Annotated in this window: 21 protein-coding genes and 2 pseudogenes; 19 read left to right on the forward strand and 4 right to left on the reverse strand. The window is 51.8% G+C overall.

Annotated elements, in window-relative coordinates:
• Positions 1-73 precede the first annotated feature (73 nt).
• Positions 74-523: pseudogene (locus KRAC_RS02115) on the reverse strand (ABC transporter ATP-binding protein); the annotation flags it as partial.
• A 269-nt stretch (positions 524-792) separates the two neighbouring features.
• On the opposite strand from KRAC_RS02115, the gene KRAC_RS60550 reads away from it, so the two are divergent.
• The 7 genes from KRAC_RS60550 to KRAC_RS02150 all read left to right on the forward strand — a co-directional run bounded on the left by KRAC_RS60550 (position 793) and on the right by KRAC_RS02150 (position 7,035).
• Complete coding sequence (locus tag KRAC_RS60550; RefSeq protein ID WP_007904125.1) at positions 793-2,151, forward strand: sensor histidine kinase; 1,359 nt, start codon at positions 793-795, stop codon at positions 2,149-2,151.
• The gene (locus tag KRAC_RS02125; protein WP_007904126.1) at positions 2,132-2,809 is read left to right on the forward strand and encodes a response regulator transcription factor; all 678 of its coding nucleotides are present in this window, start codon (positions 2,132-2,134) and stop codon (positions 2,807-2,809) included. Before KRAC_RS60550 ends, KRAC_RS02125 begins: the two co-directional genes overlap by 20 nt.
• 720 nt (positions 2,810-3,529) lie before the next feature.
• Positions 3,530-3,778, forward strand: coding sequence for a hypothetical protein (locus KRAC_RS02130; RefSeq protein WP_244421933.1), 249 nt, complete (start codon positions 3,530-3,532; stop codon positions 3,776-3,778).
• A 483-nt stretch (positions 3,779-4,261) separates the two neighbouring features.
• Positions 4,262-4,798 (forward strand): RNA polymerase sigma factor, encoded by a 537-nt coding sequence (locus tag KRAC_RS68865; RefSeq protein WP_007904128.1) that lies wholly within the window; start codon positions 4,262-4,264, stop codon positions 4,796-4,798.
• Between the two features lie 14 nt (positions 4,799-4,812).
• Positions 4,813-5,526 (forward strand): hypothetical protein, encoded by a 714-nt coding sequence (locus KRAC_RS02140; RefSeq protein ID WP_007904129.1) that lies wholly within the window; start codon positions 4,813-4,815, stop codon positions 5,524-5,526.
• A gap of 565 nt (positions 5,527-6,091) precedes the next feature.
• Positions 6,092-6,403, forward strand: a complete 312-nt coding sequence (locus tag KRAC_RS02145; protein ID WP_007904130.1) for a PH domain-containing protein — start codon at positions 6,092-6,094, stop codon at positions 6,401-6,403.
• Entirely contained in the window at positions 6,400-7,035 is a 636-nt protein-coding gene (locus tag KRAC_RS02150) for a hypothetical protein (protein ID WP_157506265.1), read from the forward strand. The genes KRAC_RS02145 and KRAC_RS02150 overlap by 4 nt, the downstream gene beginning before the upstream one ends.
• Before the next feature lie 126 nt (positions 7,036-7,161).
• On the opposite strand, the gene KRAC_RS79205 is transcribed toward KRAC_RS02150, so the two are convergent.
• Positions 7,162-7,437, reverse strand: a complete 276-nt coding sequence (locus KRAC_RS79205) for a helix-turn-helix transcriptional regulator (RefSeq protein WP_007904132.1) — start codon at positions 7,435-7,437, stop codon at positions 7,162-7,164.
• A 417-nt stretch (positions 7,438-7,854) separates the two neighbouring features.
• Between KRAC_RS79205 and KRAC_RS02155 the strand changes: the two genes are divergently transcribed.
• The 6 genes and pseudogenes from KRAC_RS02155 (at position 7,855) to KRAC_RS02175 (ending at position 13,458) form a co-directional block, all read left to right on the forward strand.
• Entirely contained in the window at positions 7,855-8,814 is a 960-nt protein-coding gene (locus tag KRAC_RS02155) for an IS110 family RNA-guided transposase (RefSeq protein WP_052567877.1), read from the forward strand.
• Between the two features lie 565 nt (positions 8,815-9,379).
• The gene (locus tag KRAC_RS02160) at positions 9,380-9,772 is read left to right on the forward strand and encodes a transposase (protein ID WP_040441765.1); all 393 of its coding nucleotides are present in this window, start codon (positions 9,380-9,382) and stop codon (positions 9,770-9,772) included.
• A 403-nt stretch (positions 9,773-10,175) separates the two neighbouring features.
• A complete protein-coding gene (locus KRAC_RS02165) occupies positions 10,176-10,682 on the forward strand; it encodes a hypothetical protein (RefSeq protein WP_007904135.1) in 507 nt (168 codons plus the stop codon).
• A gap of 4 nt (positions 10,683-10,686) precedes the next feature.
• Positions 10,687-11,886, forward strand: coding sequence for an ISAzo13 family transposase (locus KRAC_RS02170; RefSeq protein ID WP_083814480.1), 1,200 nt, complete (start codon positions 10,687-10,689; stop codon positions 11,884-11,886).
• Positions 11,887-12,220: 334 nt separating this feature from the next.
• A pseudogene (locus KRAC_RS65115) lies at positions 12,221-12,388 on the forward strand (aldo/keto reductase); the annotation flags it as partial.
• 317 nt (positions 12,389-12,705) lie between these two features.
• Positions 12,706-13,458, forward strand: coding sequence for a hypothetical protein (locus KRAC_RS02175; protein WP_244421935.1), 753 nt, complete (start codon positions 12,706-12,708; stop codon positions 13,456-13,458).
• 789 nt (positions 13,459-14,247) lie between these two features.
• Here the strand turns inward: KRAC_RS02175 and KRAC_RS79210 are convergent.
• On the reverse strand, positions 14,248-14,574 hold the full coding sequence (locus KRAC_RS79210; protein WP_007904137.1) for a hypothetical protein: 327 nt from the start codon (positions 14,572-14,574) through the stop codon (positions 14,248-14,250).
• 564 nt (positions 14,575-15,138) lie between these two features.
• Positions 15,139-15,330 (reverse strand): hypothetical protein, encoded by a 192-nt coding sequence (locus tag KRAC_RS70600; RefSeq protein ID WP_157506267.1) that lies wholly within the window; start codon positions 15,328-15,330, stop codon positions 15,139-15,141.
• Between the two features lie 80 nt (positions 15,331-15,410).
• On the opposite strand from KRAC_RS70600, the gene KRAC_RS02185 reads away from it, so the two are divergent.
• The 6 genes from KRAC_RS02185 (at position 15,411) to KRAC_RS75270 (ending at position 21,585) form a co-directional block, all read left to right on the forward strand.
• A complete protein-coding gene (locus KRAC_RS02185; RefSeq protein ID WP_052567879.1) occupies positions 15,411-15,938 on the forward strand; it encodes a hypothetical protein in 528 nt (175 codons plus the stop codon).
• A gap of 201 nt (positions 15,939-16,139) precedes the next feature.
• Positions 16,140-16,709: an RNA polymerase sigma factor gene (locus tag KRAC_RS02190; RefSeq protein WP_007904141.1), complete on the forward strand. Its 570-nt coding sequence runs from the start codon at positions 16,140-16,142 to the stop codon at positions 16,707-16,709.
• Positions 16,693-18,315 (forward strand): WD40 repeat domain-containing protein, encoded by a 1,623-nt coding sequence (locus KRAC_RS02195; RefSeq protein WP_075164148.1) that lies wholly within the window; start codon positions 16,693-16,695, stop codon positions 18,313-18,315. The genes KRAC_RS02190 and KRAC_RS02195 overlap by 17 nt, the downstream gene beginning before the upstream one ends.
• 613 nt (positions 18,316-18,928) lie before the next feature.
• Entirely contained in the window at positions 18,929-19,894 is a 966-nt protein-coding gene (locus tag KRAC_RS02200) for a CPBP family intramembrane glutamic endopeptidase (RefSeq protein ID WP_007904144.1), read from the forward strand.
• 464 nt (positions 19,895-20,358) lie between these two features.
• Positions 20,359-20,868, forward strand: coding sequence for an ATP-binding protein (locus KRAC_RS75265; RefSeq protein WP_007904146.1), 510 nt, complete (start codon positions 20,359-20,361; stop codon positions 20,866-20,868).
• Between the two features lie 105 nt (positions 20,869-20,973).
• On the forward strand, positions 20,974-21,585 hold the full coding sequence (locus KRAC_RS75270) for a hypothetical protein (RefSeq protein ID WP_007904148.1): 612 nt from the start codon (positions 20,974-20,976) through the stop codon (positions 21,583-21,585).
• The last annotated feature ends 42 nt before the right edge of the window (positions 21,586-21,627 follow it).

Consider the following 21,627-nt stretch of genomic DNA (forward strand, 5'->3'; position numbering starts at 1 on the left):
CTTGCTAGGCGTAAAAATCACTCATGCGCTTTTCACTGCATGGTTGTCGTTTCCGTTGCGCGCTTTGAGCAACGTCGGATGTGGCGCGCAAGCCAACCTGTTCAATACTCGCCAGCGCACGGGCACGTGCCACTCTGGAAGACACACCGCTCACCAGCAGTGGCAGCTCCACATTCTCCAATCCTGTTAGGGCCGGCAGTAAGTTATAGGTCTGGAAAACAAACCCCATCTCGCGGGCACGAAAGAGCGTGAGCTGACGATCTGACAGGTGGCGAATATCCTGATTCGCAATCTTGATGCTCCCCGTTGTCACCCGATCCAATCCGCTCAGGCAATTGAGCAGCGTGGTCTTACCGCAGCCGCTCGGCCCCATAATAGCGACGACCTCTTTGCGCTGGATGCGCAGCGTCACCCCCTGTAAAGCCTTCACGACCACCTTCCCCGTATCGTAATGCTTGTGAACATCGATAGCCTCAATGATGACATCTTCTTGTGGTAGATCTATGGATATACCCATTTCCATGTTGATACCTCTTTCCTTGCAATAATTCGTAGCAGGTGACCATTTACTACCTTGAGTCCAAGGATAGCTAACCGCGAAAGACAAAGCTATCGAGAAACTCCGCACTTTTCTCTGCCAAACCCCGCAGTGAGATGTTGCGGAAACATGCAAGCGTATGTGCGGGAATTGACATGGTATCCAGGAGTGGCTCATGTTATACTTGAGGATAGCTCCGAGCATTTCTGCAACGAGCTCGGGGACGAGCCCACGCACGGAGAAGAGGGAACGCGATGGGAAACACACCAATTCATCCACTCATACACAAAGAGAAAAGGCTATTGAACTGGTTGCTTTTCTTCTGGCTTTGTCTTACCTATGTGCAATATATGCTGGCAAGTATTACAGAGCTGCAGCTGCCAATGGAGGCCCGATCTCCAGCAAGCATCAATATCACGATCCTTCGTATTGTTACCGAAGATCTCTTGCGAATGGATAGCAAAAGCGCCATACTGTTTCCTTTCTTTGTCTTTACTCTCTTGATGGTGCTTCATGGTGGCCTGCACTGGTGGGCTCTCTTTAAAAATATCAATCAGTGCTATCTGTGGCCTTATTTCCTGCTCCAGGCTGTGTGTATATGGCTCATCTATTTCCTGATCGGTGCGGATAACGCAGTGTTTGGATTGTGGCTCACGCTAGCCATTGAGGCATTTATCCTGCTCAAACGGACATCCCATATCATCGTAGTGGTTGCTGGTTGTCTGCTTTTTTGCTTTGTCATTCAAGGTATAGTCCTGCTTACCTTTCTGTCAGATAGTAAAGGCATACCAGATCTTGCTGTTGCGCCGAAGCTGATCAAGGCAATTGCGGAGGGTTCACCCATCTTATTGTTCGTGTGCGCCAGTTTGATTCTCTACATCCAACAAACCAGCGCACATCGCAGAGATCAGGAACTCTTACACGAGCTGGAGACGGCGCATATTCAGCTCGAAGACTATGCAGCACGTGTCAAAGATCTAACGTTGACTACAGAGAGGCAGCGCATGGCTCGCGAACTGCACGATACGCTGGCTCAGGGACTGGTTGGCCTGACCATGCAACTGGAAACCATTGACTTGCTTTTGATCAGCCAGCGTTGCGAGCAGGCGCGAACCTTTGTCCAGCGGGCTATGACCCGTTCGCGAGCTACGATCAACAGCGCGCGAGCCGCGATCACCGATCTGCGTACAGAGATACCTATGACAGGTGATATTCTCGTCGCCATTGAGACGGAAGCGGACCATTTCACGACGGCAACCGGTATTCCCTGTACCTGTTGTCTGCAAACAAAGTTCCCAGGCGAGTATCATGAGCATCTTTTGCGTATGGTCAGCGAGGTGCTGACCAACATCGCACGCCACGCCCAGGCCAGCCAGGCATGGATACGGGTAGGTGGCGAGAATGCGGCGATCACCCTTGAAATAGGTGATAATGGGATCGGCTTTGATCCAGCAAAGGTCACAACTGGTCACTATGGGCTCCAGGGCTTGCGTGAACGCGCGCGCCTGATGAACGGCCAACTGCTGATTAGTAGCGAGCCGGGCAAGGGAACAATCGTACGCCTCTGCCTTTCCTTGGAGAGAGGAGGCGAAGATGGACGAAAAGCAGAATGATATTCGCATCGTCGTGGTTGACGACCATCTTGTCGTGCGAGAAGGGCTGCATATGATGCTGGAAATCGCTAGAGGGGGCTTTACCTGGCTTGGCGATGCGGCCGATGGGGCAGAAGCTGTGCGGGTGGTAGAAGCACTCCAGCCAGACGTCGTGCTGATGGATCTGCGCATGCCAGGCATGGATGGCTTGGAGGCGATCACTCAGATACAGGAGCAGTGGCCGCACATCGCGGTCATCATCCTGACGACCTATGATGAAGATGATTTGATGCTGCGAGGATTGCGTGCAGGCGCGTGCGGTTATCTTCTGAAGGATACTGACCGTGAGACATTGTTTCATGCTATTCGCACGGCAGCTCGTGGTGATATATTTCTCCAGCCAGAGGTCATGGCACGCATTCTGGTCCGAACCACGGATGCATTTCATCCAACACCCTCAAGATCTCAAGCAGAAGGAGAGAGCGAGTTGACCGAGCGCGAGCGTGACGTGTTGGAGGCCGTAGCATGCGGCGAACGAAGCAAAGAGATTGCTTCTCGGCTTGGTATCAGTTTACGCACAGTTGAATCACATCTCACGAGTATCTATGCTAAGCTCGGCGTCGATTCGCGTGCCTCGGCAGTGGCTGTTGGCATTAAGCGCGGTCTACTTTCGCGATAACCTGAAGAGCAAAGGCCTCACCGAAAATGGGGTGATAACATTTTTTCGTGTGCGCCGTTGAAGCGGCAAAAGTGGAGTGCAACGCAAGTTGCTAGAACTGATGGAGCGTTCTATGTACACCCTACTTACCCCACACCTCGAAAGAGGAGGGCGAACAAAGCATGTAGGGAAGGCTACGTAGGAGAAAACTCCCAATTCTTCGAGTGGTCAGTACAAGACGTGTATGGCGAAGCCTCAACTGGTTGAAGCTCAGTCCTTCTGGTTTGGAATGTGACCCTAGCGAAAGGGAGTTAGACACGCTAGGATCAGCGTCTAGAGGCAGATGTACGAAAGATGCCTCTATCCATCGACGCTGACGGACCCCCATAGAGGGGCAGAAAGGACGAACAAGACGCCTGGAGCACGTCGCATCTCACTTTGGCCCAGTACTACGTAAGCTGCTACGAAGCGCAAAGTAGCGGGCAAAACACGCGAATGTGCAATGAACCATAGAGAAAGAGTATCCAAACAGCTTTCATTGCAGTGCATGAGAAGAGAATACGGGTATATCTGACGGCTCGAAGTCGAACCGAAGAGGTTGTGAGAGCGGTAGATCGGTGAAAGAGCCTGTATTACTACCCGAAATATCATCTGCACACTTCTTATACCCGCCACTTTGCACTTCGTAGCAGCTTACGTAGCACTGGGCCTATTCCGAATAACATATATCGTAGGCAGATTTTGCCATATTATGCTTCAACGTTCAGTGACCTCATCTCGCAACGTACAACCGAGGCCCTTGCTGCTCGGAAGCAGCAGGGGATGCTGTTGGGCCGTCCCAAAGGGGTAGGTAAGAGTAAGCTTGATGAATACGAGGCGGAAATTCGCGCTTTGATCAAGAACGGGTCAACCAAGACCTGGATCGCGCAGCGGTATGGCACAACGCGGCGAAACCTGAGCCACTGGCTGAAGCAGCATAGTATTGAGTAAATACCTGTAGCTTCCCCAATTTAAAGGGCTTGAGTTTGATTTCCTGTGTAAAGTGAACTCGGAGCTATCCGAGTGCGCGAATCGCTCCGAGCGAAAATTTCGGGCCTCAAACGAGAGGCCCGGTATCCCTATGACCTTGAGGGCCAAATTCGGCTCTTGGCGTGAAATGCGTGTGAAATGGCTTGAGAAGAGGGAGGTGGTAAATGACCCGACATGTGAGCAGGTTTGGCCCTCAAACGTAAGCACTTGCCCCCAATCTTGAGCACTGAGAGGAATGTGCCAGGGCAAACCGCTCCACATCTGGGATATCAGCAGAGAATGTTGGAAATAAGCATGCTTCCTGGCGAACCCTGGATACGTCTTTGGGCAAAAGGTCACCGCCAAGACGTACTTGTTTCTCTTTCTGATGTCACGTTTCCCCCTGCCAGCGCGATATATGTGCAAAGCATTCGACCAATGCGTGTTTTCAGGAGGAAGCCCAACGTGTCTAAGCCCCCATCAGAGCCAAAGATGCTCTTTCTGGAGAGTGAGACTTCCTCGCTCTTCAACCGCTATGGACGCGCCATCTTTGCCTATGTGCGACTGCATGCCCTCTCCTACGAGGAATGCAAAGACATTACCCTGGAAGTCTTTCAGATTGCCTGGACCCATGATGATTTGAGCGCGATCCAGGAGACGGAACACCTCAAGTGGTTACGCCGGGTGGCTTCTTACAAGGTCGCCGATCGGTATCGACGCGCCAGCCGCCATCCCGAAATCTCTCTGGAAGCCGTGACCCAACTTGTTCCAGATGTGCAAAGCACTGACCCTGAGTCGATAGCACTCCAACGAGAAGCCTGTTTACGTCTGCACCAGACCATTCAGCGCCTGCCCATTCTGCATCAACAGATATTGCGCCTACGCTACGGAGATGGACTCTCTTTTGCCGAGATCGGTCAATTGCTCAACAAAACAGAAGCGGCGGTACGCAAACAACATGCGCGCGTTCTAGCTCGGTTGCGAGCCCTTTACGATCAATAGAAGGGAGCTTGAAGATGACCACCCCTGACGATTTCACTCAAGAGGAACGGGAGAATCTCTTCCTTATTGAGCATTTACAGAAACTGTATGATACCCGGATCCAGGACGAGCAAGCGCTGCATGCTATTGGAGCACGCCTCGCCTCATTCCCCTGGCCGACCGTGCGAGAAAGCGTTCCCTGGCAAGGGAGGTACAGGGAGCATCAAGCGCCAAAACCGGTTTCCTTTCCCCTTTCCTCCCGTCCAAAGGCTGCCTCCCTCACCCTCCTGGCAACGGCCCTGGCGGTGATCTTGCTCACGGGTTCATTTACAGCCCTGTTGCTGTTCCTCCAACATCACTCCCCAGATCATGGAACACCTGCTCACGGGTCAGGGACTCCTGCTGCTGCGACTCCCTGTACCCAGGCCTATCCAGTGAGCGGAACCATCACCAGCGTGGAATTCCAGAACGGGTCCCTAGGGAACGCGACCACCGTCGGCGGCGCTGTAGTGAAAGGGCCCCAGGAGCAGCTTCACGGCCTCCTGGGCGGGGATTTTATTGTCCATTTCTTGAAGGAGACCAGGGTATTTGAGCAGCAGGAGAAAGGATGCCATGCCGTCTCTTTGACCAGTTTAAAGGTCGGGCAACGGATCCAGATCCAGTCTGATGGTGACATTATGCAAAGTCTTCCGCCTCAGATAGTAGCTCTGCAAGTGATGATTGTCGCTGGTGGGAGAGGTGGCTCTTGATGAGCCAATCCAGTCTCACTGGATGCTCAAACTAATCTCCCCTGGATACGTCGTTGGGTAGGAGGCCAAAGCTTTCTGCCCCTTTGGTTCATCCTGTTACCAGAGAAGGGAGAAACAACCGCAAGCAAATCGGAACGATGAAGAGGCAAACACCCAATAGCTCCTCTCTTTCCTCTCTGATCTTTCTTTTCTTGGCTCAAGGGACTGCCCACAGACGTATCCAGGGTTCGCCAGGAAGCATGCTTATTTCCAACATTCTCTGCTGATATCCCAGATGTGGAGCGGTTTGCCCTGGCACATTCCTCTCAGTGCTCAAGATTGGGGGCAAGTGCTTACGTTTGAGGGCCAAACCTGCTCACATGTCGGGTCATTTTCCACATATGGGAAGGGCGTATGACTATGACCGCTCTTGATCGAACAATTTATCGTCGGATGAAACGGAGTTACACCACCAAAGAGCTGATCGAAGCCTACACCTCCACTCTTGGAACAGAACGGAGATTCGGAGGAGATGTCTGCGTAATGCAGAAAGAACTAGTTTTACTGTTTCTGCTCGTTTCCCCCTATGTCCTATTTTGCACGTACCTCGGCGCTGGGTCAACGAGGCCAGGAGCATGTCGGAGGGAATGTGGCCGTTTCCGCGCTCCAGCGATACCTCTGTGATCACCCAGGTCAGTCGATCCCTCTCCGGCGAGGCGCGTCGACGGTGGAAGTCGTGCTGATCGACGACGATGCGCTCGCCGTGACAGCCAGCTCGCGCACCTTCCGGTTAAGCGACGAAGATCTCGAAAGAATGCATAGCTGGATACAGAGCAATCGTCACGACCTGGCCAGTGAGATCTGCATTGACGATTGCCAGAAAGAGAGGAGCGCATGATGGTGATTGACGACCAAAAGGACCTGGATCTGGCCGAGACGATGACTGAGATCAAACAGTGCGCTCGGCCGGGATGCACAAATCCTGTTGAGATCATTCCAGGCCACCGACCGCGCAAGTATTGTGGGAACGGCTGCAAGCAGCTTGCCTATCTACAACGCGAAGATGAAAAACGCTTACAGGCGGAAGCCGCTGCTCAACAGGCACAGTATGAGCGCGATGTCGATGCCCTGCGACAACGTTATGGTCTCGACTCACTCTCGCCCAAAGTGCTCGATGGATTGTTGCAGCTTCGCTCCCACTATAGCGTGGGCCTCATGTATCAGGTTGGCGAGATGCTGATCCTGGCAGTCAAGGAAGCACACCGATCATACAATGAGGCCGTGAACGCGCTGCGGGAGGAAATCATGCTCGTGGGAGAACAGCTCAATTTCGTCGCCATCACTGGCCCTCAGAACCAGACGCTACGGGGAGTACAGCCGTATTGTGACGCCATCGGGCGAGCGAGCCTGGAGGAGCTCTACGCGATGCGTGATTCAGTCCATTTAGCGAGGCGAGCACGGCAACATCTGGCCGAGGTGTCCGCTCAGCTCGAAGCAAAATATAGCAATCGTCATGCGGACCTCAGTTGACCAGGTCGTGACGGTTGGTTATTCAACTGTATGTAGGGATTGGCCCTTGAGTATTAACGGATCGGGAAACAACGCTAGCGTTGTTTCCCGATCCGTTAATACTCAAGGGCCTTTGTGGGAGCTTCTTTATAGCTTGCTAGAGAGTCTTCTTTTGGGTCTAGAAAGTTGTACCATTTCGTGTGGTCTTGGCATTTCGTCGACTCTTACTAAATCCTCGTATCCTAGTTCTTCGGGTGTTTTCCCGAATATAGAGCATAGGCTTGCAAGGTAAACGAGTTGTGGACGTTGTACTCCGTTTTCCCATCGGCTAAAGGTGAGGGTCGATACCCCTACTTTATTAGCGGCTTGAGAAATGGTCCAGAGGTGAGCGAGTCGGAGACGCTTCAGTTTCGTGTTCTTCATGGCACTAGCCTCTCCTGCCCGAGAATGCTGTGTATAGTACAGTGATTAAGCTAGCCCAAGTGAAGAATACTAGAGGTAGGACTAGGATCGATAGTGTTGGCGGATTGGTTTCCTGAGCTCAAACCAGAGATATATTGTTTCCATCATGAGCTCGGTTTTTGATTTCGCCAACAATGGGCCATGCACTAGGGTGCACCACCGCGCATGAAAAAGGATAGAATCCTCCTAGGCGGAGCGGTGCCAAAGATCGGCTTGATATTCGTGCTGCGAGCCGGACCAACAATGTGAGCTGGGTGCCACGCAAGCACCACCGTTTGTCGCTCCCACCATCGGGAAGCACGTAGGGGAAATTTTGACCCATGGCTGGCACCCCATCGCCCGCCCGTGATCCTTGGCAGTTCTCCTTGGAGGAAACCGATGGATATTGTCTATGAGCGATGCGCAGGCATCGATGTCCACAAGAGAAACGTGGTCGTGTGTGCCATCACTCCCGATCAGCAAAGACGGCGGCACAAAGAGCAGACCACCTTTAGCACCATGACGCCCGATCTGCTGCGGATGTGTCACTGGTTTCAAGACCTGGGCGTAACCCACGTTGCGATGGAAAGTACGGGGAGTTTTTGGAAGCCCATTTTTAACGTGCTTGAAGGGCATGTGGAAGTGCTGGTAGTGAATGCCCAGCACCTCAAAGCGGTCCCTGGACGCAAAACCGACCTGAAAGATGCCGAATGGATTGCGGATTTATTGCAGCATGGCCTGCTTCGGCCCAGTTTCGTGCCTCCCGCCTGGCAACGGGAGCTGCGCGAACTCACCCGCTATCGGAGCCGTGTCGTCGAAGAGCGTTCCCGGACGATCAATCGTTTGCAAAAGATTTTGGAGGATACCAATCTCAAGCTCTCTGCGGTCGCGACTGACCTCATGGGTCTCTCCGCACGCCAAATGCTGGCCGCCTTACTGGCCGGGGAAACCAATCCGGCGGTGTTGGCCGAGCTCGCACACGGGAAGATGCGTGCCAAACGTGATCTGCTGGTGCAGGCATTGCAGGGGCACTTCAAGCCCCATCACCGTCTCTTGATCGGCGAACAGTTGGCACACATTGACACGCTTGATGAGGAGATCGAACATCTGAGCACTGACATTGCTCAGCGGCTGTGCCCGTATGAAGCGCAACTGAGGCGACTGGAGACGATTCCCGGCATCAAGCGACGCCTGGCGGAAGTGATCCTGGCGGAAATTGGCCCCGATATGCAGCGCTTCCCCAGTGCCCGACACCTCGCCTCCTGGGCGGGGATGGTGCGCTGTATCACGCACTTGAGTATCCCTGGCGCAGCCAGGAGGAACTCGAAAGGAGGTTCTTGGGTCAATGGCTTACCTTGAGTCGAAAGACAACGGGGACAAGAGCATGCCACTGAAAGCGAGAGGAAACCAGAAGACGCTTATGGAACCGTCTCGCAAGACCCGTGCAATATGGTGAGAGCTACACTGCTCAAATTCCAATCCCCAATCGGTGTATGCCCACACCCATCGCTACAGCGTCTAAGAGCGGTGTCGCCTCATGGAGTGAACTCAGATGCCGACACTCCACCTTTCGTGAGGCGAGATGATGGACAGCGAGTCTCTTGAAGGGGATGAATGGAACACCTACGTTGTGCTCGTACGTACTCAAGTGACGGAATGCAGGATGACCTAAAAGGGGAGACCCTCATGGTTACGGAGCTTGGATAGTACTCCTCGGAGTCACGCCCGATCAGGGAAGCCAGGAGAGCTGGCCACAGGGGGAAGCCAAGCAGGTGCTTGGAGTCTTCCTCTCAGGGAGGTGCGCGAGATGCGCTTCTGCCATAACTGAAGGAAGACTCACTGGAAACAGAGAAGCACTGGAGAGCGCCGTGCCTGGAAACTCGCATGCGGCGTTCGGAGGAGGGCCGGGGGAAAAGGGCTGTTTATGCAGTACCTCGCCCGCGGCCTATCCTACTGCCCAGGCAACCGGGAAAGCGCCGGCAAACGGCTCAGCGGCAAAACGCGCAAAGGCAATCCCTGGTTGCGAACAGCTCTGGTGGAAGCGGCACATGCAGCGACCCATTGTAAGGACTCCTACCTTGCAGCGCAATACCGCCGCCTCATGCTCCGGCGGGGAGGCAAGAAGGCAACCATTGCGGTTGGGCATACCTTATTGGTGATCGTCTATCACGTGTTAGCAGATGAGCAAGACTATCAGGAACTAGGAGGCAACTACTTCGACAACTACGACCAACAAGCAGTCCAGAAGCGGCTCGTTCACCGCTTGGAGAAGCTTGGCTATGAGGTAACCTTAACGCCAAGCTCCCCAACTGCTTGACACTCCCGCAAACAAAAATCTGAATCCGGATGAGCTGACAGCACTCTGCTTCTCAGTTCAGGACTCTTTGTACTCTCCGCGATCCTTCGCATAGCTTCCCTTTTTCAGGGGAATATCAGGATCACAGCAAAAATCTATCAGAGCGTCTTTTTGTTCTCACTGTACCGATACTGATTATGCCTAAGGAAAGCCACGAAAATAACTTGATCTTGGAAAAGAGATATGGCATACTCCGGTGGAGCCTCGGCTTGAGGGCGAAAAGATGGCTCAACGGAGTGGGGAGAATAGGAGTGAGCAGAGATTTTTGACCCAAGAATTGCGTATGCTCTCAACAGAAGCTATTTGAGCCATTGCAAAACATTTTCGCAGTAGGTGCGAGAAGATATGCTGGAAAGGAAGGTCAATGGGTATATTAACCGACTTTTTTATCGCGACCACTGAAGACGTGAATACTTTGCGTCCAGAACAACTCCTACGAGACCTGTTTCCGACGCTCGAAATGAAAAATGTGGATTCAAGCAAGGTTGAGATACTAGCGAAGCTGGTTGTTGGAAACTCACAGGAACACATGCCGAATGAGAAGCAACCCGATTTTCTTGTGTTAGTGAAAGGCGCATCAGAAGGAGAGTTCCGTTCCCCTGATGAGTGCAATGAGGAAGATCTCATGAGCTTCGTCTTAGTGATTGAACGCTTCGATTCGGTTTTCGTGGAATGTTTAGCCATCTTCCCCGCTAAACAAGTGCTCCCTGTCGCAACCCAATGGGCAAGACAATGGGCAGAGTTTGATGGGCGAGCCGTGGGCAAGGATGATGCAGAGAGCCTTTCAGCGTTGCTGCAGCAGCTTTGTCAATTCGCGAAGAGGGCACTTGCTGAGGGGAAACAGCTGTATCTTCGGACCAGCGGCATGTGACCACATGATGCATGTTGATCGAAAAACGAGATACCGGCAGATGCGAGTCATCCTCAATGAGAAACAATGGAGACAGTTTCTAGCATTAGAGGCCTTGGAGCGGAAGAATATTCAGGAGGTAGCGCAAGATGCGGGAGCCTCGAAGAATACCATTCGCCGCGGGCTAGAGGAAATGAAAGAGGACAATCTCTCTACATCAGGAGCCCGGCAGAGGAAAAAGGGAGCAGGCAGAAAAAAGAAAGAGAGCCAGGATGAAAATTTGCTTGCCGACCTGGAGAGTTTGCTTGATCCAAAGGGTGACCCTATGAGTCTGGTGAGATGGACCACCAAGAGTATGGCTCACTTGAAGCAGGCCCTTCAAGTGATGGGCCATCACGTGGGAGAGAGCACGATCAGAAGAATGTTACAAACTCTGGGATACTCGTTGCGGTCGAACAAGAAAAACATCGAGGGGGTATCGCATCCTGATCGAGATGCTCAATTTGCCCATATCAAAGGGCAATGTCATCTGTTTGAAGCGCGAGGCGATCCCATTATTTCCGTGGATTGTAAGAAAAAAGAACTGATTGGCGATTTTAAGAACCAGGGACGTGAATGGCAAGAAAGGGGGAAAGACACCGTGGTCAATGTCTATGACTTTGTTTCTCTTGCCGATGGGAAGGCGATCCCGTATGGAGTGTATGATCTGGTGCACAATCGAGGCTTTGTCAATGTTGGCATCGATCATGACACAGCAGCGTTTGCAGTAGAAAGTATTCGGCGATGGTGGCAGCAGTCTGGCAAGGCGCTCTACCGGGGCTCAACACACCTGCTCATCACTGCCGATGGAGGTGGATCCAATGGGGGAAGAAACCGACTCTGGAAGAAACAACTCCAGGAATTGGCCAATCAAGAGCAACTAACCATAACTGTCGCACATTATCCTCCTGCAACCAGTAAATGGAATAAGATCGAACATCGGCTATTTTCCTTTATCTCGATCAATTGGCGCGCCAAGCCGCTTACCTCGTTGGAAGTCGTGCTGGAGTTACTCTCTCATACGTCCACCAAAGAAGGGCTCACGGTAACGGCGATGAAAGATAGCAATGTCTACCCAACCGGTCTCAAGGTGAGCGATGAGGAACTAGCCGCTCTCCACTTGATTCATGATGCCTTTCATGGAGAGTGGAACTATACCATTCGACCGCAACCTTCTCCCTCATAAGGTCAAGCTATTTTCATGAATACCCTAAGCAGGGTAACTGTAGCGCAAGACAAGCTTTTTCATACACATGTTGAGAGCGTTAGAAGTGGGCCTTATGGATCGATGTAAGCGTGAAACTCCTTGTGATAGATTTTTGCAGTGATCCTAGCCCTACCTCAACTTCTTCGTATGTTCTGGTTGGGCTGGTTTTTCCAAAAGTAAAGAGCAAAATCGAAGGCATGCATGGCCTGGGTGGGAACTGTTACGCCATAGTGTCTGAACAGGTGGTAGCCAACCTGGGCGGCATGAAACGAGGTCCCAATGCCAAGGATGAAGATGCGTTGAGCCTGGGCCGGCCTGGGTGCTGCGCAACTCCGGCGTAAGCAGTGCCATCATCGGTGCGACCCGTCCTGAGCAGGTTGAGGACAATGTGCAGGCCATCGACTTCGTCGAGAAGCTAAGCGACGAAGTGCTCCAGCGCATCGACGCCATCCTTGGGGTCCCTTCGTTTTTTCCCTGCTAAATTACTCTAAGGGCCAACGAATGATGAAAAAGGCGGCTAACTTTATTACTCCAAGCCTGTCATCCAAGTAGTTGCAAACGCACTCGTATATTGCGAACTGGCACAATGAGCCATGGAGAGCAGATTTTGAGCTTGTGACCTTGCCCCAGAAATTCATCTCATAATTAAAGCCGCATGTTCTAGGCCATCTGACGAGCATTTGAGACACATCTTAGAGTAATCTAACAAGGGAAAAACGAAGGGACCCGGTAGGACTCCACTAACTGGTGAAATGGGGAGGGGTTGCAAAAATCGAGCTCCATTGACAAGATATGTGTATGCAAAAAACCATATCACCCTCAATGGAGCCGTCGAAGCAATTTTGCCCCAATTCGGCGTGTTGCGCAAGAGGGCAAACTGGGGTAGGCAATATCGTCATTCATGACCGCAAGCGGCAACGCTATCGTTGTACGTGTTGCCGTAAGACCTTCAGTGCTCGCAGGGGAACCATGTTGGAGGGGCTGCGTAAGCCAACGGAGCTTGTCGTCATCGTGGTGACGCTGCTCTCGTATGGCTGTCCGCTTCAAGCCATCGTGCATGCCTTTGGTCTGGATGAACGCACGATTGCCTCTTGGCGGGATCGAGCCGGGGCTCATTGTCAGCAGGTGCATCAAGATATCGTCGAAGCAGGACAACTGGATCTGCAACACGTGCAGGCCGATGAGATTCGTGTCAAAGGCTGCAAAATGGTGGTATGGATGGGGCTAGCGATGATGGTCTCGACCCGCCTGTGGCTGGCCGGCACCGTCTCGCTCACCCGAGATCGAGCCCTCGCTGATCGACTCATGCAGCAGGTCAGGCGCTGTGCCAGGACACTGCAAGCGCTGCTCGTCTTGACCGATGGCTGGTCGGCGTACCCAGGCAGCATCAAGCGAGCCTTTCGCGAAAAGGTCAAAGAGACACCAGGACGGGGGCGAGCCCGCTTGTGCCTCTGGCCGCAACTGCACATTGGGACAGTGATCAAGCTGGTAAATGACCTACGAAGTGAGCGGGTTTGGCCCTCAAACGTAAGCATTTGCCCTCAATCTTGAGCACCAGCATCCATGTTTCCTGGGAAACTGCTCTTCATCTGGTTTCATTCACTGATATTTTGTAAATTGGAGGGAGAAAAAGAGATTATCAGGCAAAGAACATGGAAAACTTCTACAGTACACCACATCCAAAAACCAGCAAAGCGCGTGGACGAAAAAATGTGTAGGATATTTGTAGGAAACACCTCCCTTTCCCATACCGGAAATGCAAGAGGCTCTAAGTCATCCCTGTGAGGATCAGTATCACTAGGCCGAGGGTATAGAAAGGGGAATAAACCAAGACGATCAGAAAAAGACCAATGAGCAAACACATCCCGTATCACATCTCTTCGGCTTCTCGCATAGGTGGTGAAAGAAGGCGCCTCTCATCTGGAGTTAGGAGATCTCGCGCCTACCCCAGAGAAAGAGGACCAGCCAGCCAAACAAAAGCGGATCGAGGTCATCTTCCTCCCCTTCCTCGATCTCGATCCGCTGTCAGTAGCCAGCGCTCTCTCGGCACGCTCATCTTTGAGGTAGAGCTAGGATCACTGCAAAAATCTATCACAAGGCAATCCTGTGATAGATTTTTGCAGTGAGTAGGGATAGGTAGGGCCTTGCGGCCTTTCCCCCCCTCCAAACGCAGCATGCGACTTTTACCGCACTGCGCTTTCCAGTTGGGTCCAAGTACTCGCGAAGAGCAGATTCATGGAAATCCATGGGAAGGCGCACCAAGAGGTCAAGCCTCTCGTCATCTGCATTCCTTCCTTTATCCGTTTCTTTCGTTTTCTCAGGACTTACCCTGGCGGACCTTCACCCTGTCTCCCCCATTACAGAAGAGCATTTGATGTAGGGTAAGAGGCCGGGTCCTGATGATTCAGGAGCACCAACCCCTCCCCTCCGAACGCAGCATGCACCTTTCGATGCACTACGCTCTCCAGAGGCCAGTGTCTTTTCAACACGACTCCCACAGCGGTCTTTTGACACATCCATGTCAACCGCCACTTTTGAGTCTGGCCTCCTGCGACCCTTTGTCAGATAAAATCCGACTCGTATGGTCGCTCCGTCACCTTGCGCTTTACAGCGTTTAGGCGATCCCTCAGTTCCTCCAAATGTCTCAGTCTGTACGTAGGTGCCCATTTCGTCACTTCCTGCTCCTTGCAGGCTGGCTCCAACGAGAGCTTGCAGGGGAAGTAGTACCGTTCCCCTGCACGTTGAACACAGGCGATAGTCCCTTCTCCTGTGGGCTGGCGTTTTTCCGCCATGACTTGGATTCAGCCAATCAAGACTTCACCTTATACAGCTTCGCTTGACTTCCCTCTGGCTCCTGGGACTGGAGCTTCACCAGCATTTTACACGACATGCTACTTTCCCTTCAGTCCTTTCGGTTGAAGGTATCTCCGTCCACTTACGTGGGCGAATAAGTCGCTGTGTTACTCACCTTGCTCTAGTGAGCTTACCCCGACGGGTAAGAGAGACATTTGTGGCACAAAGGCGCACTACTACGCCGCCTCCGTCCGCTCACCTGCCCGCTGGCATTCTCGCGGCTCTTGCGAGCAATGGCAATGTGAGCGTTCCCTGATTTCCCATCGAGAAGTGATAGCAACCCGTAGCTGCCTGCTTTACGCCGGGCGGACAATGGAATAGCACTCATTGGACTAAGAAACCAATGAGCCAGCCGCCGTGCCTTTTGGCTAGAGGGTGTCAGCCATTTCCCTCTTCGGTAGTAACGACGCTTACGCAGATTCCTTCGCGGGGCAACGCCCCATTCGTCAGCATAGGTCGCAGGGGTAGCCCGATGGCCCTTTCGGCTAGACCCATCCGGTACATTGTCAGCGGGCTTCCCACCTCCACCAGTGCCGCTGCTGGACGCAGGCCGCTTACCCCTCGTACCACTATTCAAGTACGGCTCTATAAGCAACTCCTCGATAAGCGAACAGGCGCACTCCTAGCTCTACCTCAAAGCATAGCATCGTTTGCATTTCCGTCAGGCACGGGAGGTCGATCTGACCGTTTTCCGTGTCTTGCGCCTCCACGTTCAAGAGAGCAGGCGAGAGCGCCGGGAAAGCTGGTTTGTCTGGATTGGCTCGACCCCTCTTGCGCTCGAAGAGGTCGTCGGCTCCTACCAACGTCGCTTTTCTCACGAACACACCTATCGCTTTCTCAAGCAAGATCTCTTGTGGACGAAGGCCAGGGTGCGTACCCCTGAGCAGTTTGAGCGCTGGAGTCTGCTGGTCGCCACTGCCATGAACCAACTGGTCCTGGCACGTCATGGTGGACTAGCGCTCTATCGTCCTTGGGAAGCACGCAGATCGGTGCTGACCCCGCGCCAAGTGCGCCGTCTCATGCCGGCGATTTTGATGCAGGTTGGTGTTGGTACTCCTACACAGCCTCCCAAACCGAGAGGAAAATCGCCAGGCAGAGCCAGAGGCACGCGTCTGATTCCTCGTTCGCGCTTTGATGTCGTTCGCAAATCCTCTGCGTCTGCCAGTCGGACCGGCTAAATGAGCTTGATGACGTCTCAATTTCATAGGTTGTACTGACTCGATGGAACGTTGTTCAAAGCGTTCCGACAGAATGTTTTAGTCCAAACAGCAATCTACAAAAAATGTCTCATTTTCACCAAAAAGAAAAAAAGCATCACACATTGATGTCCGTATCCGATGAATAAAGTGAGGGCTCAAAAACGAAGAGGAAATATATTGATGCATCATAGACTAGGCACTTATTCTAACCGTGAAGAAATCGATATTGGCATCCTCTACCAGCGTCATGCACAGACAGTTCAGCGTTATTTGAATACACGTTTGACCATAAAAGAAGATGCAGAAGATCTTCTGGTAGAGGTGTTCATGGCCTCATTAAAGAATCCCGCGTTGCAAAACATGAGTTCTCATGAGCAATTAACATGGCTACTTCGAGTTGCGCGCAATAAAATGGTTGATCACTATCGTAGCAATCGCCGGTATAGAGATCAATCATCAATCGATGAGATCATCGGGGTCCTGGAGGAGGACAATATCTATCAGTTACCAGAACAGTTAACGTTGCGCTATGAAGATTATGCTCGTCTAAGGACTCATATCAGAAAATTAAATGCTCTTCAACGGGAGGTGCTACAGCTACGCTTCGTGTATGATATGCATTCAGTCGAAATCGGCAAGAGACTGAATAAAAATGCATCTGCTATTCGGGCGATATTAAGCCGCGCCTTAAATAAATTGCGCTCGCTCTACGAACAGCAACAGGAGGAGCAACATGATGAAAAATCATGATAATCAATTTTATCCTGAAAGCGTAGACGCAGATATCGATAAACTGTTACAGATACAAACGCAAGCAAAGATCACAGAACAAAAACATGTTCCTTTGATTCGTGCGATACACGAACAGTATATGGATGATCCTGAAGTATTGGATCGTGCCTGGAAACGCGTCACACAGCAGATAAAGGGCACAGAACAGCAAACAGTAGCGGAAATGCCAATACCAATTCAAGACTATCAAATCGCAAAGGGGAATCGTCACATGCAAGATCAAGTAATTTCAAGGAACGATGACAAGGGAAAAACTATTTTGAAACGTCTTTCAGGCATTGGATTAGGATTAGTGGCTGCGCTCATTCTGGCGAGTGTTGTTATCGTTTTGAACGCCTATCAGCAAAGCCACCCTACGAGTGTGACAGGTAGCCAAGCTGCTCCATCGCCATCGGTAAGTACAGCTCCAACACATGGGCACGTTGTCTACAGCGCTCAACAGGAATATGGTTCATCCTCTGTAAGCTGGTCGTCTGATGGGCAGCGGGTGGCAGCCGTTCGTAACGGTACGAATGCCATAGGGGGAGGGACAGTAGAGATATGGGATGCACTGACAGGCCTGCACCGAGTCAACCTGGAATTGAACCCGAACGAAGTACTCTCGATCCCTCAAGCGTGGTCCCCCAAAAGTGAGCTCCTTGCGGTTGCAACAAGCGAAAGAGTGCTCATTGTGAATGGGCAGAATGGAAAGATCGTTACAAGCTACCGGGCTAACTCGATCGCTTCGACCCCAACGGGAACTGTCTCGGCGGTTTCTGCCTCAACAGCATTGACCTCGGTGGAGCTCCCTGCAACGAAAATGAGCACCCTGTCTTATCGCTTGCCGCTTTCCTCAGCACCTTCATTCAGGAGTATTGCATGGTCTGCCGATGGAAAATCGATTGCCTCTGTGTATAGCTCTGGTGCCGGGGCGGATGGTCCTGCTGTTATTCAGATCTGGAATCCTTTTACTGGAAAGAGTTCTACTTCACTGACCACAGAACCAGGCTGGAGTATTAGTGATATATCCTGGTCGCCTGATGGAGCAGAGATTACAGCCAGTATGTCGAATTCGGGAAACTTGCCACAAAGTCAGGTGCAGGTGTGGAATGTACAAACACGGCAGGTTGTGTTCCAGCAATCTATGAATCAATATGTAATAGGTTCTATCTGGCAACCTGGCAGTCACAATCTAGCGTTTTCCTTACTTCCCGATGGGTCTTACAACGCAGCAGTACTGCAAATCTGGAATGTCCAGACCAAACAGCGCATCAAGACCTTTGCTGGCATTGCAGCTAACACAATGGCATGGTCGCCAGATGGGAAAGAGATTGCTTACGATAACAGGGTTGGTGGTGGTCATACTGCAGGGGTGACGATTCTGGATAGTAATACTGGCCAGAAGGTTTACACCTATAGTGTGTCTGCTAAAGCGAATCAATCGGTCAATATAAGTGTGCCAGCGTGGTCACCTGATGGCAAGTATATTGTAACCAGCGAGAGCACAGTTTCAAACACACCATCCAAATCACCATCCGGGCTCCCAACGCAGCCATCGTCTGTGGTAAAGGTCTGGATAGCCTGAGATTTCAGTGCATTAATATAAGTGACACTCCACTGGGGTTAGAAACCCTGTGGCTTCTAACCCTCTCGCGTAGTCGGACTCCTAGGAAGATGGAACGGAGTTCCTACTCAAGTGAGCCTGTAGTAGGCAGGGAATATCGCGGGGAACACCCATCCATCGTGCGTGTTTCCCCCCTGAGCGGTGCCATGTTCGATGCGCGTTCTCTCTCTCGTGTCAAGAGGTAATGATGGCCCCTCTTCACATTCGAACGCCTGGGAACGCGCATCACCTGCCGCTTTCACGGCCTTCTTTGCACGTGGCAAAGGAGTTGAAGGCTTTTCCTTACAGAAAGGGAACAAGGCTGCACCTCTCGGGGCTATACACCAGGTAGTGCGGCTGTGCAGGCAGCATGATGTCTTGGAAATTAATCATTGATTTCTTTGTGATTATTCTGTGGATGAGTTAGAGGGTGGCCTAAGATGTTAGCGAAAATGTGTAAATGCGGATTTAATCGAACCATTTCCGTCATGCCGCGCAGACATGATGACGACATGTCTTGTGTGGAATAACCAGAGAGATTACTGTTATACCTCTGTGACTACGAACCTGAAATATAAAAGGATGGGGTACTAAAATGCAGACATCATGTAGTAATAACAACAGTGTTAAGATAGAAAAGAAGGCAACGTTTTATACCTGGTGGTTGCTGGCCTCTCTTCTCGCTACGCTTTTTACGCTGTTGCCAGCCTATAGTAGTATTCCTCTAATTTATAAATTACTTAGAGATTTGCCAGCAGGTGAAGCAATTGCTAATCTGTCGCATCGTCCGGAGACTATTCCCGCTGCGCTGGGCTTTACCCTGTACTGGCTGATCGCTTCATGCTCAACCTTCCTCATGCTCTGGATCTGGATGTGCATTGTTGAGCGTCGAGGTCTCTGGCCTTTCAGGCTACCGAGACGCCAGGCTTTGCGTACCTACTTACAAGGCCTGCTTCTTGGTGTTGTATTGATGAGTGTGATTGTTTGCATCTTGCTCTCTTCTGGTACCGCGACACTGCAACTTACGGGTTTAGCCGGAGGAGGTGGCGTGGTCGCCCTTCTCTTTACCTTGCTTGGCTGGATGGTTCAAGGGCCAAAAGAAGAGATCGTTTATCGAGGCTGGTTGCTCTCCAGGCTGACCACGCGCTATGGCCGCTGGTTCAGTATTATGCTATCCTCCCTGGTATTTGCGCTTGCGCACATCCTTAATCCTCACATTAATCTATTGGCCCTGTTCAATCTCACATTATTCGGTGTGCTCTGTGCTCTCTGTACCCTCGCGGATGGCAATATCTGGCGCGCAGCGGGTCTACATACCGCGTGGAACTGGATGCAGGGCCATGTCTTTGCCCTGCCCGTAAGCGGCGTGCAATATCACGGTGGAAACCTGTTCCTCTTCCAGAACACCTACGCAACCTTGCTCAATGGCGGCGACTTTGGACCTGAAGGTGGCTTAGTCGTCACGCTCGTCCTTGTACTGGGCATCTCCCTGACCTGCCTCAGACAGCAAGCGCTCGCCACCCCAGAATTTCTCGCCAAGCGCGCCACCCAGCCTCTCTGAGAGAATTATCTCTACAGTAGTCGTGTGCGCCAGGAGTGGTCTTGACGGTTACTGGCCATTTGCTATACCATGCCTTACGCATATCCGGAGTTCTCGTTCCAGTTCTGTGGAGCAAGCGTCAGGCGGTTTTTATGGTTTCCCTCGATTCAGCATCAGACTTTGTGCATTTGTTACAGGTAGGCAGTGATGTAGTGCTGCTTGTAAATTTTGGAATTACGTGAGCGGAAATTTTGACAATTAGGTGAGCGGTAAAACGAGCAAACAGCTAAATAGACCATAAACAGCGATAAGTTGCACGCATTTTATACACTCTTACTCGTTTTACCCGCCCATTGAATTGTCAAAATTTCCGCTCACGTAATTCCAAAATTTACACCTAAGCTCCCACCGGCACGCCCAGATGCCGAATCAGATCGTCCTGTCCATGTGTTACCTGTTCGCACGATACGAGAGGAGCCGTCACGATGACGCATTCCCCTTTCAGAAAGCATATTTTTATCGAGAACGCCTTTGAAAAAAGATTCCAGGCGATGCTACATGCTGCCTGGCACAATCGTTCCTGGCATGTCATTGTCGCTGATCCAGGCGCAGGGAAAACGATGGGGATTCGCGATATGCAAAAAAAGGCTGGTTCTCGTACCGTCCTTGCGGTGGTAGCACCGAAAAACAATGACGATGAGCAGGCGTTGGGCGACCAGATTTTTACGGCGTTAGGACTTCCGCTGCGAGGGCATTGGCGCACCCGCAAGCCGAAACTCATGGGGTATCTGCACCAATATGGGACAGAATGCCTTATTGTGGATGATGCGCATGATCTCTCTCTGGAACACTTAATGTTCATCAAGGAAGTGACAGACCAGGGGCGCTTGCAATACGATCATCCGCTTGGGCTATGCCTGGTTGCGGCAGGACGTGGGAACACGATCCCCTTGAAGCTGACGTTAGACCAACCTGATCCGACCTGGCTGCAATGACGTCGCCGCCTCGATTCGTTGCAACCTTTCTGCCGCGTTGCAAGCCACACCTCAGAAGAAATCCGCGACATCCTCGCCACTCTGGAAACGGTGTACCAGCCACTCATGCCATTGCTCAACTTACGCCAATGGACTGGAAGCATTTACACATGGCTCACGAATCCAGTCCTCGACCCAACCCACTCAAGCCGCGTGACGATGGATAATCTCATGAAGCTTGTGATCCCTGCGCTCGAATGGTCGTATGAGGCAAAAGCTCCTGATGTGCAGGCCAAGTGGCTGGAACAGGCTGCGGAGCTGCTTGTGCTGCGCCACGATACGCTGAGGATTATCGAGGGGGCAGGACCAAGTGTCGAAGCAGAGCTGCCATCGAGTGAGACGCAAGCAGAAGAGGTCTCTTCCTCAAATACCCAGCAAACGTTCCCACCATCAGTCCCCACAGAACCGATGATACAGTCACGACCTCGGAAAAAGGCGGTATCGCTCTCCGTCGCATCGGACAAATGCATATTTTCTGGGGTCGTTCCCATTGATCTCAAGCGTTTTGAGAAGAGTGGTGTCGCGCTTGTGGAATGTCCTGACTGTGGGAGAGCATGGACTCTTTCTCCAAGCGGTGGAGTCCTGCGCTTCAAGTCTCATGACAAACGCAAAACGAACACTCCCAATACCGGGCGACGATGGGCCAGGGGAGAACCGGATTGGGATGTGGTCGGCTGAATACCAACAGAAACTGACCCTCTATGAAAGCAAGGAAATATC

Source organism: Ktedonobacter racemifer DSM 44963, assembly GCF_000178855.1.
In the GTDB taxonomy this organism is placed as follows: Bacteria; Chloroflexota; Ktedonobacteria; order Ktedonobacterales; family Ktedonobacteraceae; genus Ktedonobacter; species Ktedonobacter racemifer.